The sequence below is a fragment of the Neobacillus endophyticus genome (assembly GCF_013248975.1).
Lineage (GTDB): Bacteria > Bacillota > Bacilli > Bacillales > Cytobacillaceae > Neobacillus > Neobacillus endophyticus.
On the sequence record NZ_JABRWH010000001.1, the window covers coordinates 4,620,981 to 4,636,159 of the forward strand.

13 protein-coding genes and 1 pseudogene are annotated in these 15,179 nt (G+C 35.7%); 5 read left to right on the forward strand and 9 right to left on the reverse strand.

Annotated elements, in window-relative coordinates:
• Positions 1-75 precede the first annotated feature (75 nt).
• Complete coding sequence (locus tag HPT25_RS22705) at positions 76-507, reverse strand: hypothetical protein (protein ID WP_173069591.1); 432 nt, start codon at positions 505-507, stop codon at positions 76-78.
• A 1,051-nt stretch (positions 508-1,558) separates the two neighbouring features.
• Between HPT25_RS22705 and HPT25_RS22710 the strand changes: the two genes are divergently transcribed.
• Together HPT25_RS22710 and HPT25_RS22715 are read left to right on the forward strand one after the other, a co-directional pair.
• Complete coding sequence (locus tag HPT25_RS22710; protein ID WP_173069593.1) at positions 1,559-1,819, forward strand: hypothetical protein; 261 nt, start codon at positions 1,559-1,561, stop codon at positions 1,817-1,819.
• 818 nt (positions 1,820-2,637) lie between these two features.
• Positions 2,638-2,922 carry a hypothetical protein gene (locus HPT25_RS22715; protein WP_173069595.1) on the forward strand — a complete coding sequence of 95 codons (285 nt, stop codon included), beginning with the start codon at positions 2,638-2,640 and terminating at the stop codon, positions 2,920-2,922.
• Positions 2,923-3,046: 124 nt separating this feature from the next.
• On the opposite strand, the gene HPT25_RS22720 is transcribed toward HPT25_RS22715, so the two are convergent.
• On the reverse strand, positions 3,047-3,214 hold the full coding sequence (locus HPT25_RS22720; RefSeq protein WP_173069598.1) for a hypothetical protein: 168 nt from the start codon (positions 3,212-3,214) through the stop codon (positions 3,047-3,049).
• Positions 3,215-3,905: 691 nt separating this feature from the next.
• On the opposite strand from HPT25_RS22720, the gene HPT25_RS22725 reads away from it, so the two are divergent.
• The gene (locus HPT25_RS22725) at positions 3,906-4,208 is read left to right on the forward strand and encodes a heterocycloanthracin/sonorensin family bacteriocin (RefSeq protein WP_173069600.1); all 303 of its coding nucleotides are present in this window, start codon (positions 3,906-3,908) and stop codon (positions 4,206-4,208) included.
• Between the two features lie 973 nt (positions 4,209-5,181).
• On the opposite strand, the gene HPT25_RS22730 is transcribed toward HPT25_RS22725, so the two are convergent.
• A complete protein-coding gene (locus HPT25_RS22730) occupies positions 5,182-5,682 on the reverse strand; it encodes a hypothetical protein (protein WP_217269801.1) in 501 nt (166 codons plus the stop codon).
• Between the two features lie 229 nt (positions 5,683-5,911).
• Between HPT25_RS22730 and HPT25_RS22735 the strand changes: the two are divergent.
• Positions 5,912-6,723, forward strand: a pseudogene (locus HPT25_RS22735) (tyrosine-type recombinase/integrase).
• A 207-nt stretch (positions 6,724-6,930) separates the two neighbouring features.
• Here the strand turns inward: HPT25_RS22735 and HPT25_RS22740 are convergent.
• From HPT25_RS22740 to HPT25_RS22765, 6 genes are all read right to left on the reverse strand, one after another.
• A complete protein-coding gene (locus HPT25_RS22740; RefSeq protein WP_246277265.1) occupies positions 6,931-7,617 on the reverse strand; it encodes an LbetaH domain-containing protein in 687 nt (228 codons plus the stop codon).
• Between the two features lie 800 nt (positions 7,618-8,417).
• Positions 8,418-10,664: a sensor domain-containing protein gene (locus tag HPT25_RS22745; protein ID WP_173069606.1), complete on the reverse strand. Its 2,247-nt coding sequence runs from the start codon at positions 10,662-10,664 to the stop codon at positions 8,418-8,420.
• Between the two features lie 478 nt (positions 10,665-11,142).
• Positions 11,143-11,457 carry an STAS domain-containing protein gene (locus tag HPT25_RS22750; protein WP_246277266.1) on the reverse strand — a complete coding sequence of 105 codons (315 nt, stop codon included), beginning with the start codon at positions 11,455-11,457 and terminating at the stop codon, positions 11,143-11,145.
• A 31-nt stretch (positions 11,458-11,488) separates the two neighbouring features.
• On the reverse strand, positions 11,489-13,534 hold the full coding sequence (locus HPT25_RS22755; protein WP_173069608.1) for a FapA family protein: 2,046 nt from the start codon (positions 13,532-13,534) through the stop codon (positions 11,489-11,491).
• Positions 13,535-13,586: 52 nt separating this feature from the next.
• A complete protein-coding gene (locus tag HPT25_RS22760; RefSeq protein ID WP_173071396.1) occupies positions 13,587-14,312 on the reverse strand; it encodes a PP2C family protein-serine/threonine phosphatase in 726 nt (241 codons plus the stop codon).
• 63 nt (positions 14,313-14,375) lie between these two features.
• Entirely contained in the window at positions 14,376-14,696 is a 321-nt protein-coding gene (locus HPT25_RS22765; protein ID WP_173069610.1) for an STAS domain-containing protein, read from the reverse strand.
• Between the two features lie 292 nt (positions 14,697-14,988).
• Between HPT25_RS22765 and HPT25_RS29420 the strand changes: the two genes are divergently transcribed.
• Positions 14,989-15,135 carry a hypothetical protein gene (locus HPT25_RS29420; RefSeq protein ID WP_376767960.1) on the forward strand — a complete coding sequence of 49 codons (147 nt, stop codon included), beginning with the start codon at positions 14,989-14,991 and terminating at the stop codon, positions 15,133-15,135.
• Positions 15,136-15,179 lie beyond the last annotated feature (44 nt).

Sequence of the window (15,179 nt, forward strand, 5' to 3'; positions counted from 1 at the left end):
ATTTGATTATTTCCAATTTCCATAAATTCAAAGAAGCAACGTTAAGCAAATGTTGCTTCTTTGATCATGTAACCTTTATTTTGCCCTTTGAATGTATTTTGACCAAAGTCCTTCTTCCATTTCGCAACCAAATGAATGAAGGGCCTTATTGACACGCTTTTCCTCCAAAGGGTGATAACCTAAAAAGTCTGTCAATAATTCAATCATTTTCAACACATTTTCTTCGTCTTCTTCTGTTGGGGTTCCCTCCTCGATCCAAATGACAAATTCATCAATAATATGGTCCGGCAGATTATTGGTGGAAGTAAGGATTCCAGAAGTGAATTCATACCAACCTTCGGATAAAAGGTAAGATTCTACACTGTTGTCACCAAATGCCCATCCGGCTATTCCCTCCTCTTCGCTCAAATATTCAACACAATAACCTACTTCATCGTCACAATCCCAAATTAAATGAAGAGAAGAATCCTCAAATTCTACACTGATACTATCTTTAACTTTTGCCATTACGAAGCCTCCAAAATATATATTTTTTTCAATTTTATATTTGAATAAAAAAAAAATAATCCTTCTTCAAATAAAAAAATTTTTTTTAAAAAAATAGATTAAAAAATCATGGACTTTGGGGCTAACAGCAATAGTTTCTTATTTTTGCACAAATGCTCACTGATTTATTTTTTAAAAATTATTGCAAGAACAATAACACAAAAAAGTATATGAATAATTATGCAGTCAATATTAATTGGAATACTTGGAAATATCCACTATTGAAAATGATATGGTTAAAAGGAAATCTTAAAAAGGAGAAGCGAAGTAGAGCCGCCGCGATGATTAATTAATTTCACAACATGACAAAAAGAGCGAATTCTTTTTGTTCGCTCACCATTTTTCATTTTTTGCTTCTTCTTTTGAAAAGTTGTCGGCACGTTGATCTTGGTAATCCACCTCTGGCTACATTAAAAATTTTCTTTTTCCTGAAGTTCAATTACCATTTTTTAATAATTTAGTTTTATCCATTTCTTTTTAATGGCATATTTCCTACCCGATTCCTCATACTGAGCGTGCCCTTGTTCAAAATACTTGAAAGCTTCTTACACTTCACTCAACTTAAAAGTTTAATCTATTACTGGTTTTACCTTTCCCGCTTCAAGCAGCTTGGTCATAAGGTGGATAAATTTGTGATTTAAACACATAATATGGATGACAAAGATTTTTCTTGGTTGATGTTAAAACCCATCCTACCTCGCCAGGATGGGTTTTTCCAATAGGACGTGCGTGGTTATTCGCATGAGGAAATATTGAACTGCTCTGTTCAACTTTTATTTCCAATTAATTAAAGTAATTACAAAAGATGTTCCCAAAATTGGTTAACGGGTTACCTTCTAGGGGACAAAAGTTTAAAAAGCCATACAAAATAACAATAATTTAACACCTAAAAAACCACCGGTACTAGCTCATTTTTTCTCTCCCTATCTATGTTTGTAATATATTTAAAAACATACCATTTAATTTATTTTAAGTTTAAACAAAAAAATATTATTCCGAGGATGAAGTGAAAATGAACGTTACTATTGAAATGCACTTTATAGCAAGTGGAAATAAATCGATGTCAGCCGGATCCTTTCCTCTTCGTGGCCGTAAACCGGAACAAGTGGCTTATGAGTGGTGGAAGCAAATTAAGAAAGAAACATCTTACCATGCCCAGCTGGAGAGGGTCATAGCGATCGGAGACCAAAATATAACAGATTTGGTCTTGAAGTTAGAGGAGGAAGAATGGAATAAAAGAGATTTTATTGCTGAAGATTATTTGCCTTTTTGAAATAATTTAATAGGTCAATAGAAAAAACGATACAATTTAGTAATATTATACTAATAAAAATTAAAAGGAAGTGGCATATATGATTAAAATGTTATTTAAAACACTGTACATATGGAATCAAAAGATGGTAATGAGTGCTTGGTCAACGAAGCTATTTTTTTAGATATAGCTAAAGAGAAACTTGTCCTTATTTGAGGTGCAAAAGATGTGGAAATTGGTGTGGCATAAAAATTCACCTTGGATATTATCGATCCTACTACAAAATCTACTGAAGTAGAATATACGGTTATTGAAAACGATGAAGAATTTTTTCATGAGCCTATTCCAGTTATGGATTAATGTAAAGGTGTTCTATACCAAGCCCTCCTGCTCATTGAGTAAGGGGGCCTTTTTATCATTTTACTTAGTAAAGCAAAAACTAATAGTTCCTAGTTCCATACCTACCTGTCCAAGGATTGTAATTTCCTTTATGAATGTAATTATCTTTAGTTGTATGCTTCGCAACAGTACGATGATACCCATTTACATGTGTACCATTTGAACGAGTATATCCATGCACATATGTAGATTGGAATTACTCCTTGCAAACACAGATCCTGTAGGCAACAATTGAACAGTTATTAAACTAGCCAAAATCAACAAAACTGAAAATTTCTTATTCACTTCCTCACCTCCTCCCTTCCATAATCCAAATTATAATATTTTAGTAGGGATATGGACTTATAATACAGATTTTGTCTAACAAAATTTTGTTTTCTAAATAACCAACATTAGTCTTAACATCTACAAATCCTCATATAAACTAATGAGGTGATGAAATGAAGAGAAATGATAAAAGAAATTTAGATAGCTTATTAAAACTTTGTGAAGATTTCCAGAAAAAAGTCCATATAAGAGAGGTAGCTAATGATGTAAATAGTTTAAAATTTTCATGTGATTTATTGCTAAGAAATATGATAATGATCATCGAAAAGGAGAAAAATGGAGAAAGTTTTACTGAAGAAATAAATTATATTACTAATAATCTATTAGGGGCTCATGCTCATTTAACTAAAGAAAAAGCTGATACAACTGCAGATAAATATAATATATTGTATTATTAAGCCCCTCTCCAAAGAGAGGGCTTTTTGTTTTAAACTTTTTGTAACTTCACATAATCTTTATGGATATAGCCTGAACCTACATTGTACCAATCACCTTGAATCCCGTTGCACTTAAAGGAATCTCCTACTTTAACAGAATTGATAATATCATAAGCTGGATTAGGTCCCTTCCGATCACTGTGTTTGTCTTGACAGCAACAACACCCATTTGACCTGATACAGCTTTTATTTCTGCTGCGGGCTTATTTTTTTCTGCAATTTCTACAGCAAAGTCACGATAAGACCCGTTCATATCAATATTTCCAACGATTCCATTGACTTTTCCTGATTCAGAATATTGCTAAATGTCCGCATGTTTTTTAATTGTCCTCGATAACGGGCGATCCACTGAGTCTGTGAAGTTTTTTGAGAAACGCTATACCACCTATAATGCATTTTTGTTTATTATTTCCTACTAATAATTGAGTATGCTTTAATTTCACTTATTTGCTGTCATTTAGGAGTTATTTCCACCCGTTTTAAGGACTATTTAGCACTAAAATTAAAGATAAAAAGCCCAATTTCTCAACATTAAAAGAAATTGGACTTTTGTTATTACTCCAGATTAGCGCCCGTTTAATGGAATAACTAAAATATGGGCTTTGTCCTAAAGTCACTCATAGCTTGTTTAACTAACGCTACCCGTTACTTTAAGTGCATTCTTTCATATTCTTTATCCTAGTTATACTTTGAATCAGCAATTTCAACAGTATATCAGATTAATCAACCATAGGTTTTATATAATGAATCAGCATTTTATATTACCTCAAACTGAAATAGGCACTTAAATCAGTGACAACGACCTAACAGAAATCATAATTTGTTGAAGAGAGTACAGGTATATATGATGGTTTCATTTAAACGAAACTGACGAATTACCCTCGTTCATCTCTCTATATAGGTGTATGACTAACCTAATTAATAAATACAAAGGGGAGGAAAAAATGCAGAATCTTCAAAACGAACTTCAAATGTTAGGAATGGATAATTTCCAAGTTGGTAATTTAATTACCATTGATCCAAACCTCAATGATCCGCGTCATTTTGGCGGAATGCGTTGCGGCGGCGGTATGCGTTGTGGTGGTGGCATGATGTGTGGTGGCATGCGTTGCGGTGGCTTTCGTTGTGGAGGATTCCGATGTTTCGGTTGCTTCAGCTGCTTCGGCTGTGGCGGTTGTGGTGGCTGTGGTGGTTGTTATAGCGGCTACAACGATTACAACGGTTACAACGGTTGGTACAATTACTAATTCACAAAAGAAAAAATGGATATCTATTGAAATAAAGTGCCCATGCATAATTTGCCGCAAGGGCACTTCTTTACTGATTATCATTTTGGACAAAAAATCGTACACTAACTGATAGTGCACAATCGTAACGATTAGGAATTCGTTATTTCACTAACCTCCCAGTTACTTCAATAAGAAAAGCCGTCGAATTGGGCATTACGCCCAACCTTAATTAAGTCCAGTCATTTCTTTCAGTAAACTATATGTTTCCTTTACATGATACTTTGTTTGATTATCTAATAAAGTTATTACCGAATTAGAATCGCCACTTTCGTGGGTGTATATTTCTTTAATTGAAGAAAGATTTATTATCTTTTTAGTGTTGTTACTCGTAGTGACCTCGATAAATTTTTGCATTGTTTTTTTACCCCCCATTTTATTTTGGTACAAGAAGTCTCACTAACCAATTAAATCAATATATGCGAACTACTTTGGTCCAACAAGGTAAGTGTGAATATTCAAAATGAGATTCAACACATTAAAAATTGCTGTATAATTTAATTGGGCAAACTAAGATCTTTCCATTTAATTCTTCTTCTTAAAAAATTTCAAAATTAGTTTATGTGTCCATATTCAAAGAGGAATGGATATTTACCTAATTGCACTAGTTTCCACAAAACAATTAGCATCAGTCAACGATTTATTGTCTTCTTGTTAAACTAACGCTCCCATTAGCTCAATAAAGAACAGGATCGCCGCAGCCATCCCATCTTTAACATACGCCCCCTTTACTTTAAGTGTAATGTTTCACAAACTTTACTGTAACTAAAAAAATAGGCTATGTTAAATTCTAATGTTGATATTTGACCATATGAAAACCGCCTTGGTTGAAAGGCGGTTAATTGAGCTATCGTTATCCGTTAGCGCAACTCAAATTGATTACCCCAATGTCTACATAACCATATTACTTTACCTTTGCACACTTTCTGTTCGTTTAAAAAATGGGGAATCTGGCTATCTCAGTACCTCGAATAATTACACAATCTTCTCTACCTTTACTTCCTGGAACACAAACGCCCAAACCACTCACGACAAGTGTGACAAAATTGGGGCGTGCCTCCTCTAGGTAGAAAATTAAATAATCTTTTATATGCAGTTTGTCAATACGAACGTCTCCATATATTGCCCACCTTGGGTTTCGTGGGTTAATGGTGGTTGCTGCAATTGTATTATCTAAATATTTTAAACTGAGCCTAGCCTCAAATGTAATCGGATCAAAATCATAATGTACGGACAAAAAAGCCGTTGAAGTAACACCTCTAATCAGAGTATATAGACCACAATAGTGTCCTGGTGGGCAGGTTAATTGGGTTCTGCTATTATCTCCTAATCCATTGCCGTCACAATCACAATCCCATTGATTACGGTTTTTACCATTTCGCTTGTAATTTTCGTATGTCAAATTATCACACTGCTTTCTATTATGATATTTCATCTTACAAATAATTTGAGAGAAATGCTTATATGATTGGCCAATCTTTTAGAATAAATCTACAAATTATTTATTTGATACAAAAAGAGGGACACTTTTTCAAACACTAAATAAAAGCATCTGTACAATTTCGTCTTCAACTAATCTGCTTCTTTATCTTAATAACAACTGCTGTTTCAATTTCGTCATTTGAGCCAATAATTCCTGTAAAAAGAAATCGGGAGAGATGATTTTGTTATTATCTAAAGCATGGGAAATGTACGAAGCTGACAAACGAATTGAAGGCTTTTCGCCTCAAACATTAAAAGCATACAAACTCCAATCCATTTTACTAATACGATTTTTTAAAGATGTTGAACTCGAAGCGGTCACGACAGACCAATTAAAAGCTTACTTAACCAAATCAAGTGAAAGCCTCAATCCCGCGAGTTTAGCTCAACGCATTCGTTTTATCAAATCATTGTTTCGATGGTCACATGAAGAAGGACATATTCCTAAGAACCCAGCAACCAAAATAAAAAAGCCTAAAACTGGGAAACGAATCCCTAAATTTTTGAACGAAATGAAAATAGAACATTTACGGGAAGCATGCAGTAACCCTATAGAAAAGGCACTGTTTGAATTTATGTTCTCCACCGGTTGTTGTATCGGGGAGATTGTCACCTTAGATAGAAACAGAATTAACTGGTCGAACAGATCTGCCATAATAAGAGGTAAAGGTGATAAGGAACGGGAAGTGTATTTTAATACCTGTAGCGAAATTTGGTTAAAACGATACCTGGATAATCGTGTAGACCGGGATCCTCATCGAATGAGCATTGACCAGATGCGGTACATTATTAAGCGGATTTCCAACCGCGCTGGCATTAACAAGGAGATTCATCCGCTTCAACTAAGGAACAGCTATGCGACCCATCTATTGAATAATGGAGTTCAATCGATGTTATTCAGAGCTTATTAGGTCATGAAAAAAGTGAAACGACCCGGATTTATGCCCAGCTCAGTGGTGGCATCAGGCAGGATTTATATAGGAAGTATTTTTAGCATAAAAAATAAGCAACGCGACAGCGTTGCTTTATTACACTCTTGCTACCCGTTACTTTAAGTGCATTTCTTCACAATCTCATATGCTATGGACATTTTTCAACGTATCCTACCACGTTACAATAAAAAAGCTGCCTCGATGACAGCATCGCATTTCTATTAAGAGTCCTCTACGAAAAGAACTCGGGCCAGCATACATTTTATACATTAATGTTCGTCATATGCAAGTCCGCAAGAACAACGATTTTCCCCTAATAAAAGATGATAAGATGCGGGGAATTCCTGATTGACTCGTTGAACTGCACGAGCCAATTCCTTTTTATCCGTTGGTACAGGTCCAAGTGCATCTGCTTTTTCTTGAGAATCAATATTTGCTCCAGGCGGGACGAATCTATTCGGTGGAATTTTAACGCCATTTGTTACTACTGCATTATAAGAAATAAATACGCCTTTCCCTACAATTGCATTATAAACAATGGAGTTAAAAAACACAATTACCTTGTCACCAATGAAACAAGGACCATGGACAAGGGCACCATGAGCAATGCTCACTTTATTTCCAATAAATATGGAATATCCTTTTCCATCCACAGAAATCTTCTTATTCACTAAACCATGTAAAATGACTCCGTCCTGGAGATTTGTATTAGAACCAATATAAAAAGGGGTTCCTTCATCTGCACGTATACTTACATTAGGAGCTACATAAACGTTATTCCTAATGGTAACATCACCTATGACGCTGGAAAACGGACTAATAAATGCTGTTTTATCGATTTTAGGATAGCGTGGAACGGGATTAAATGTAGTAAGAGGATTGGGACTAATAAATGGTTTAAAACAGCAGTGTGAATGGTCAGATTCAGATGACTTTGAACTATTTTTTTCTCCCAAGTAAACACCTCCTCTCCAATCTATTGTCCTTGAATTATAGTATGCAAACGACTGCGTTTGGAATGGACAATCCTTAAAAAGATAATGATATTTTGCAGCGTCCCTATACATGCATCAAAACTGCACCACAAAGGATAGAATTTATATTTTTGTTATTCCACTATCCTGCCATGTTAAGTGAAAAACTTCACAATTTCTTTGTCCCTAACGATTTTCTTCAAAATATGTTGTTCAATAATATGGCCCATATGCTGAATAAGAAGGTATGAAATTTCTGAATCAAAAACGAATGTTATTGTTACGGGTAGTGATGAGAAACTTTTGATCTACCTAACTCGTATAAACGGTTTTACCTTTTGTTTTTTCTATATAAATCAATTAAAATTGGAGTACCACTTAAACTTTTTTGATTTTTCTGTTCGAGTCTGACAGATATTGAACATGTATATTCACTTTCCGTAAAGGGATTACAAACCTTTAACATTATGGGAAGTGGCTTTTTCTTTGCCTGTATTTAGTGCCTAATCACAGGGATCCCTCTATAGACCTCAAGGTGAAATGCTTTAATAAAAATGCAGGAAAAGTCAAAAAAACCGCCGATTGGGGACCTGGCGGTAATTAGGAATTATAGGGGAGTATGGACTAATGGACTAATATCCTCTCCAAATACTTTATATCATGTAGAGGCTTAAATTGCTATTGGTATAATTTTCAACATTTATAAATTTACTCTGTAATATAATTACACTAGACCTTTGGAACCAAAGCACTTTGTTAAATTATCCTAAAGTAAAAATTAATTATTTTTTTAAAAGATTTTCTAATTCTTGAGTTGGCAAAGGTTTACTAAAGTAATACCCCTGTCCTATTTGACAGTTATTTTCCTTTAAAAAGCTTAATTGTTGTTCATTTTCTACACCTTCAGCAACCACTTTAAAGCCTAAACTATTTCCTAGTTCAATAATGGTTTTTACGATTACTTCACCATTCAAATTATTATTAATTTCATCCACAAAAGACTTATCAATTTTTAAAGTATCAATAGGAAATTGTCTTAAATAATTTAATGAAGAATAACCTGTACCAAAATCATCAATGGAAAGTTGAACACCACTTTCCTTTAATACCTTCATAAGGTTAGTTGCCTCTTCTACTTGCTGTGTGGCACTTTCAGTAATTTCTAATTCCAAGTAACAGGCTTCAAGCTTTGTATCATGTAAAACTTGATTTACAGTATTTACGAAATTTTTGTCGCGAAACTGTATAGCTGAAACATTCACCGCAATCCTTTTTAAAGCAAATCCTGAATCCAACCAACGTTTAAACTGCTCACATGCCGTTTTTAGCACCCAATTTCCAATTAATTCGATTAGCCCGCTTTCCTCTGCTACAGGTATAAATTCCGCTGGGGAAATAAATCCATATTTAGGATGGTTCCAACGAATTAGAGCTTCTAATCCAATGATTTTCTTTGTATCAAGATCAACTAGTGGTTGATAGTATAATGTAAATTCATTATGTTCTAGTGCTTTTCTAATGCCTAATACTATTTCCATTTTTCGTTTATTATTTATATTTAAATAGCTAGAATAAAATCGAAAGTTATTTTTACCATTTTCTTTTGCAGAGTACATCGCTACATCTGATTTTTGTATGAGAGCTTCTACTGTTTCTCCATCTTTTGGAAACAAACTTATCCCAATGCTAGTTGAAATAAACATTTGACGTTCCTGAATTGAAAATGGTGATGAGAATGTATCTATGAGTTTTTCAGCAAGTTGTGAAATCTCACTCGGTTCTGCTTCTTCCACAACAATAACATACTCATCTCCACCATAACGGAAAAGTATACCACCTTTCCCTAAAAATATCCTAAGCCTTTTACTTACTTCTTGCAATAAATGATCTCCAAAGCTATGCCCAAACGTATCGTTTATCATTTTAAATCGATCTAAATCTAAAAACAATACGGCAACAATTTCTTTATTAACTTTGTTACGCTCTAAAACATCACCAAGATATCTATACAAATGATTACGGTTAGGAGTACCGGTTAATGAATCATAATAAGCCAAGTATTGGACTTGTTCCTGTGCTTTTTTACGTTCTGTAATGTCTCTAATAACAACCTGCATTGCACTTCGATCCTTATAGGTGGTTTGAAATGTCAATAGTTCTACAGAAACAAGAGCTCCATCTAAGCGAATAATTTGATATTCACTAATTTCAGATTTTCCAAACTCTTTAACTTTTTTCAATTGTTTTCTCGTATGATCATGGTATTCAGGAGAAATAAAATCAAATACATTCCTTCCTATTATTTGATTTTCATCATTTGCACAAACTAACAATAGACCTGCTTTATTGACATAAACAATTTTCCCGTCTATGTGAATGAGGATGACTTCAGGTGAATACTCTACAAGTTTCCGATAACGTTCTTCACTTTCCATAAGCTGTATTTCAGCTTTTTTCTTTTCAGTTATATCACGTGAAAATAGGATAATTTTTTTAGTTTTACCATTTTCTTCAAAAATCGGTACCCCTTTACCTTCAACTAAAACAAAATATCCATCTTTATGTTTTATGTTATATTCAACTGAGTTCCTGTTTTTTTGATTCTTTATGTTCTGTAACCTGCTTCTTATTTTAGAGGTTTCTTCTACTTTTAAAAAATCAAAAACAGATTTCCCCACTAATTCTTCTTCAGAATATCCAAAAATCTTCTGATGAGAAGGGGATAAATACTCGAAGTTCCCATTAAGATCAATAATAGCAATTAAATCCGACACATTTTCAACTATTGTTCGATATTTGCTTTCAGATTCTATCGTCACTATTATCCCTTTTTTTATTAATTTGTAAAAAATTAGGCCAGTAATCAAAATAAACATAATTCCTTTGGAGATTTCGACCCAATCTGATTTAATGAAAAGGTAATCACTAATTAAGTAATTAGAAAAAATGACCCATGTAATACCACAGAAAATATAAATAAGAATGATGCGTAAAGCAACTTTCTTTGCTATTTCCCAATTCCTCCACATTCCAACTAACCATACCCTTCCAGGTGGAATATTTCATGATAATTCGAACCATATTTAAACAAGATCAAGAGAGCTGAACCCAATCTAAAAAGAAAAGAAGCCGTAAAAAGCGTGTCTTCTAATAGTTGCCCAACCATACCAAAATGAAATTGATAGGGGCATTGACCGTTTTGTAAATATATCAGTACAATTCTTTACAAGCTTACTTTCACAAAATAACTGCCATCGCATCCAAGACACTTATAGCAATCCAAAATAATGTTGTGATCTTAATTCCTTTGTTAAAAAAATTTATCCCTCCGTGACAATTTTACTAAGTCTATTCCTGTTTCAAAAACCAATACCAAAAACAACGAACCGTTACAAACTGTACTATACATTTATGGGACTACTTAAATACGATATTTAGAAATAAATGTTAATCATTGACTTTAAATTACACGTATCTCGGCTGTACCCCCTTTAAGAATGAAGGACTCTATGAAGAAAATACGTCCCTGCCGATGATGTCCGGGATTTGCAAAAGGTCGAACACTTCATATATGTCCTCGCTCAAATGCGTTATCTTTACTAAGATTTCTCGTTCCTTCAGATGCTGCACAAGATTCATCAATAAGCCGATTCCGGTTGAATCCACGAATGATACAGCGGCAAAGTTAAGCTCGACTTCCTGAGCTTTTTGTAACGCAGGAATAAGCTCTTCCTCCATGACCTCTGTGATTTCAATATCCATGTCTCCCTTTAAGTGAACAGTCATCTTTATTCCGTCATTGACCATTTGATATTCAAACATTTTTGTTCCCTCCTCTGCTAAAAAAATTCCGCTAGGACAGCAGTAATTTTCCTTCCTTCGACACTCTGGCAAATACATTTTGTTCGGATTGCTCAAATTGGTACAGAACATTGCCAATTTGAATTCTTGTTCCCTCGATGACTTTATTTATTTTGATGGAGTGATCTTGTGGAACCCGGATAAAAGTAATCTCTCCCCCGCGTGTCCCTGCTTCATGGATCTCTGCCCCCTTGTCAGCATAGACTTCTCCACCTCTTAGGAGCCCTTGGACTATTACTTTTCCTTTTGCATGGATTTGGGATTGGATACATCCCGTACCAGCAATGGTAACATCGCCATTGCAATGAAGCTTGCTATTCAGCGCATAGGGGATTATAATTTGTGCATTTTCTTCCGAGATTTCTACAGTAGGACCACTTGCCTCTTCCATTCTTTTCACCAATTTAGAAATATCTTCAGGCGTTTGAAATTGCATCGGTTCCAAATCGATAAATCCATTTTGCAAAGAAGCATGAATTTCTTTCAATTCAGGGTCCAATATTTGCATCCCATCAGCAATGACTACCAGCCCAGTGATCTTTTTAATTATCGGCGGTAAATGCTTAAATTTCTTCTCAAGCAATATGCAGATCATAGAACTGAGTCCCATTTTGTTTATATCAGAAGTTTTAAATACTGGTGACTGATAAATTTGCTCGACAGCTGCAATGAAGGCTTTTAATTCATTTGAAAGCTTTCTTAAATGATTGATGATTTCAATGATTTTTTGGTTCCGTTCCCCTGCGGATAATTGACTATTTACCACGTTTTGACAAGCAATCAGTCTGCCACCTGCTTTAAGGATGGCTTGCTCAACTGTTCCGTAAACAAGCAAATCCGCGCGAGCTTCTACTGCGATTCCTTCTTTTATATTCCCTTGGATGATCATGTCTCCATGAAAAGACAGTTTCCCCACACCTGAGAGAATATGTCCAGAGTGGATAGATCTAGGAATAACAGACACTTTGGTGATTCCATCCTTTGACATGAGTGAAGGCCGGCCGTACTCAATGGAAACAACCTTTTTCCCTTCGTCAATCAGATCGACCCCTTTGCCCGCATGGATTTCTAATGGTTCTGCTTCCTCTGGTTCAATCACTTCCCCAATTACCGACACACCATCTGTTCCTGGCTTTGATGGATGAATAACCCCAAGCAGCTGCCCTTTGTAAACACTCGGGATTTTTATATGCTTGCGGTTATTTAGATCTTCATCCTCCATTAATTTCGTTGTGTAATCCAATTCCTCATCTACTAACCACTCGATCCAACCATCATCCCCTTTTTTCGGGCTCGTCCCTTCTGCTATCGTGAAGGTACCAGGTTCTGTAGCTCGCATGGCACGTTGAATTTCTAAAATACGAACACCCTTTTTAATGCCTAAATCCTTCATTTTCTGCTGAATTTGATCCAGTTGAAGGGGATTGATGATTTCCTCCTCTACTTGAATTTCAAGCTGAAGATGTGGACTTGGTTCTTGATCCACCAAACTGTAGGATCTTCGGAAACCAGGTTCAAGGTGCAGCATGGCTGTCACTTTTAGAGGGTCCATTTCAATGGACCAGACAGGTTCTTTCAATTCGTTCGGGAGTTTAACCTCTATCAAATCCTTTTCCATAAGAGCCGTTGTTTTCGTTACCAATTCACCGTTCTTATATAGGGAAACCTCTTTAGCTGGCGTAATGGTTGGGTAATGAGCAGGAGTATCTTTTATATAAATTTGTCCATCTTTGACCCAGATCTTCCCGACTTCAGGATTCTGATCATTTAAGTCCTGTGCTCCTCTTTGGAGAGGTTCTTCAAAAGTTAGATTCAAACTCTCCTCCGGTAAAGGCAGTTCCTCAATAGAACGTTCCTGCTCGTCTATTTTTTCCGTTAATCGGACAACAACCGGTTTTGCTCCGAAGCCAAATATCCCCTTCTTTGGGTTTTGAATGACTTCAATCTCTACTTGTGACTCGGTTAAGCCCATTTCAGCCAACCCTTTGGCAATGGCTTCTTCTATATTTTTACCTTCTGCCGTAATTACTGCACTCATTCGCCTTACCCCTTTATGAGCAAATCACTGTTGCTTAAAATGTCCCGCTCTCTCAAATCCGGAGCAGAACCATCGTTATATCATCTTTTTGGTTCATTCCATTTGAAAATTGGTAAACCGACTGAACCACCGCCTGCTCCAATTGCTGGACGCTTTTCCCTTCATTTTCGAGCAAAATCTTCTTTAGGCGTTCACGGGTAAACTGTTCTCCCGCTTGATTCTGTGCCTCTATAATCCCATCTGTATAAAATAAAACATACTGATTTGGCGCTATACGGACCTGCTTCTCTTCGTAAATTTGATTAGGCAGGCCGCCAAGCATCACCCCGCTGACTTTCGGAAGCTCTGATACTTGATTTCCTCCTAAGAGAATCGGAAGAGGATGACCGGCATTAGCAAACGTCAACGTCCCTTGTTTTGGGTCCCAATCCGCACAAAGTAATGTGACAAATGAACGTAAAGCACGGAAATCTTTGTATAATGCCTTGTTCATGGCTGTTAACGTATCCCCTGGTCCGCCAGTACTTTGAGCGGCACTCCGGAAGGCTCCCCTTGTTAAAATCATTAACATCGCAGCAGGGATTCCCTTCCCCATCACATCTCCAATCACCATTCGAATTCTCCCATCGACCAATGGATAGAAGTCGAAATAGTCCCCACCAATCAATCTCGCCGGGATGGAGGTACCGGTCAGCTCACATGCGACCAACTTAGGAATTTCAGCATTTAGAAGCTTAGTTTGGATATTTCTTGCTAAATTAATTTCTCTTTTCAACATTTTTAATTCTTCAAAAATCTCGGTATCATCATATTGAGAAGAGACATGGTCTTGAAGAGTCAACTAAGCTCCCTCCTTTTTTAAAGCCTCTAAGATCCGGAACACCCCAAGCATCTCAAATATTTCCTTTATATCCTCATTCATTCCCTCGAACCTAATCGTGAAGTTTTTTTCCTGGGAAAGATAAATTAATTCCACGATGGCTCCAATACCCGTAGAGTCAACAAATTCGAGATGTGAAAAATCCAGCAGTAAGGAGGAAAAGGTTGAAGGTAATTGTTCCATTTGAGCATGAAAAGCATCCATTGTCGCAATATCCATAACCCCATTAATTCGAATGACAACCTGTTTTTGATTCGACTGAATGTCTAAGCGTAACTCCAATTTAATCCCCCCTTGACTATCATTACACAAAATGAAAGCCCTTTTAAAATTACCTTCATTTTAAAAAAATTGTCTTGTACTATCCTCTTGCTACCATTAAAATAAGAGTAATCCACGGGGCTTTCCTACCAGATTATCGTTTCACTACATCTTTTGAGAGGAGTTTGCGTATGAGTATTGAACGACGCCAATATGGGAGAGTAGACTTCGAAAATTCCATCCAATTGATGATTTTAGAGCCCGTCCTCAAAAAGCAGAGCTGGAAGACGCCAGCTTCAACGGATTAAAAATTGTGACAGAATTAAATGTGGATCTCGAAACCATCCTAATCTGCCAAAACATTGAATTAGAAAATAATATTCCATTTAAAGCAAGAATCATCTGGAAAAAAAGTTTAGAAAACGGACATTTTCAATATGGTATGCAAATACAAGAATAAGATATCAGGTATTCTGTTAAGAGGGGAATAATCGGAGGCTATTG

What these genes read in the sequence shown, in the direction of transcription:
- HPT25_RS22705 (WP_173069591.1), bottom strand. Translation starts at nt 507, where the DNA reads ATGGCAAAAGTTAAAGATAGTATCAGTGTAGAATTTGAGGATTCTTCT.
- HPT25_RS22710 (WP_173069593.1), top strand. Translation starts at nt 1,559, where the DNA reads ATGAACGTTACTATTGAAATGCACTTTATAGCAAGTGGAAATAAATCG.
- HPT25_RS22715 (WP_173069595.1), top strand. Translation starts at nt 2,638, where the DNA reads ATGAAGAGAAATGATAAAAGAAATTTAGATAGCTTATTAAAACTTTGT.
- HPT25_RS22720 (WP_173069598.1), bottom strand. Translation starts at nt 3,214, where the DNA reads ATGAACGGGTCTTATCGTGACTTTGCTGTAGAAATTGCAGAAAAAAAT.
- HPT25_RS22725 (WP_173069600.1), top strand. Translation starts at nt 3,906, where the DNA reads ATGCAGAATCTTCAAAACGAACTTCAAATGTTAGGAATGGATAATTTC.
- HPT25_RS22730 (WP_217269801.1), bottom strand. Translation starts at nt 5,682, where the DNA reads ATGAAATATCATAATAGAAAGCAGTGTGATAATTTGACATACGAAAAT.
- HPT25_RS22745 (WP_173069606.1), bottom strand. Translation starts at nt 10,664, where the DNA reads ATGTGGAGGAATTGGGAAATAGCAAAGAAAGTTGCTTTACGCATCATT.
- HPT25_RS22750 (WP_246277266.1), bottom strand. Translation starts at nt 11,457, where the DNA reads ATGTTTGAATATCAAATGGTCAATGACGGAATAAAGATGACTGTTCAC.
- HPT25_RS22755 (WP_173069608.1), bottom strand. Translation starts at nt 13,534, where the DNA reads ATGAGTGCAGTAATTACGGCAGAAGGTAAAAATATAGAAGAAGCCATT.
- HPT25_RS22760 (WP_173071396.1), bottom strand. Translation starts at nt 14,312, where the DNA reads ATGTTGAAAAGAGAAATTAATTTAGCAAGAAATATCCAAACTAAGCTT.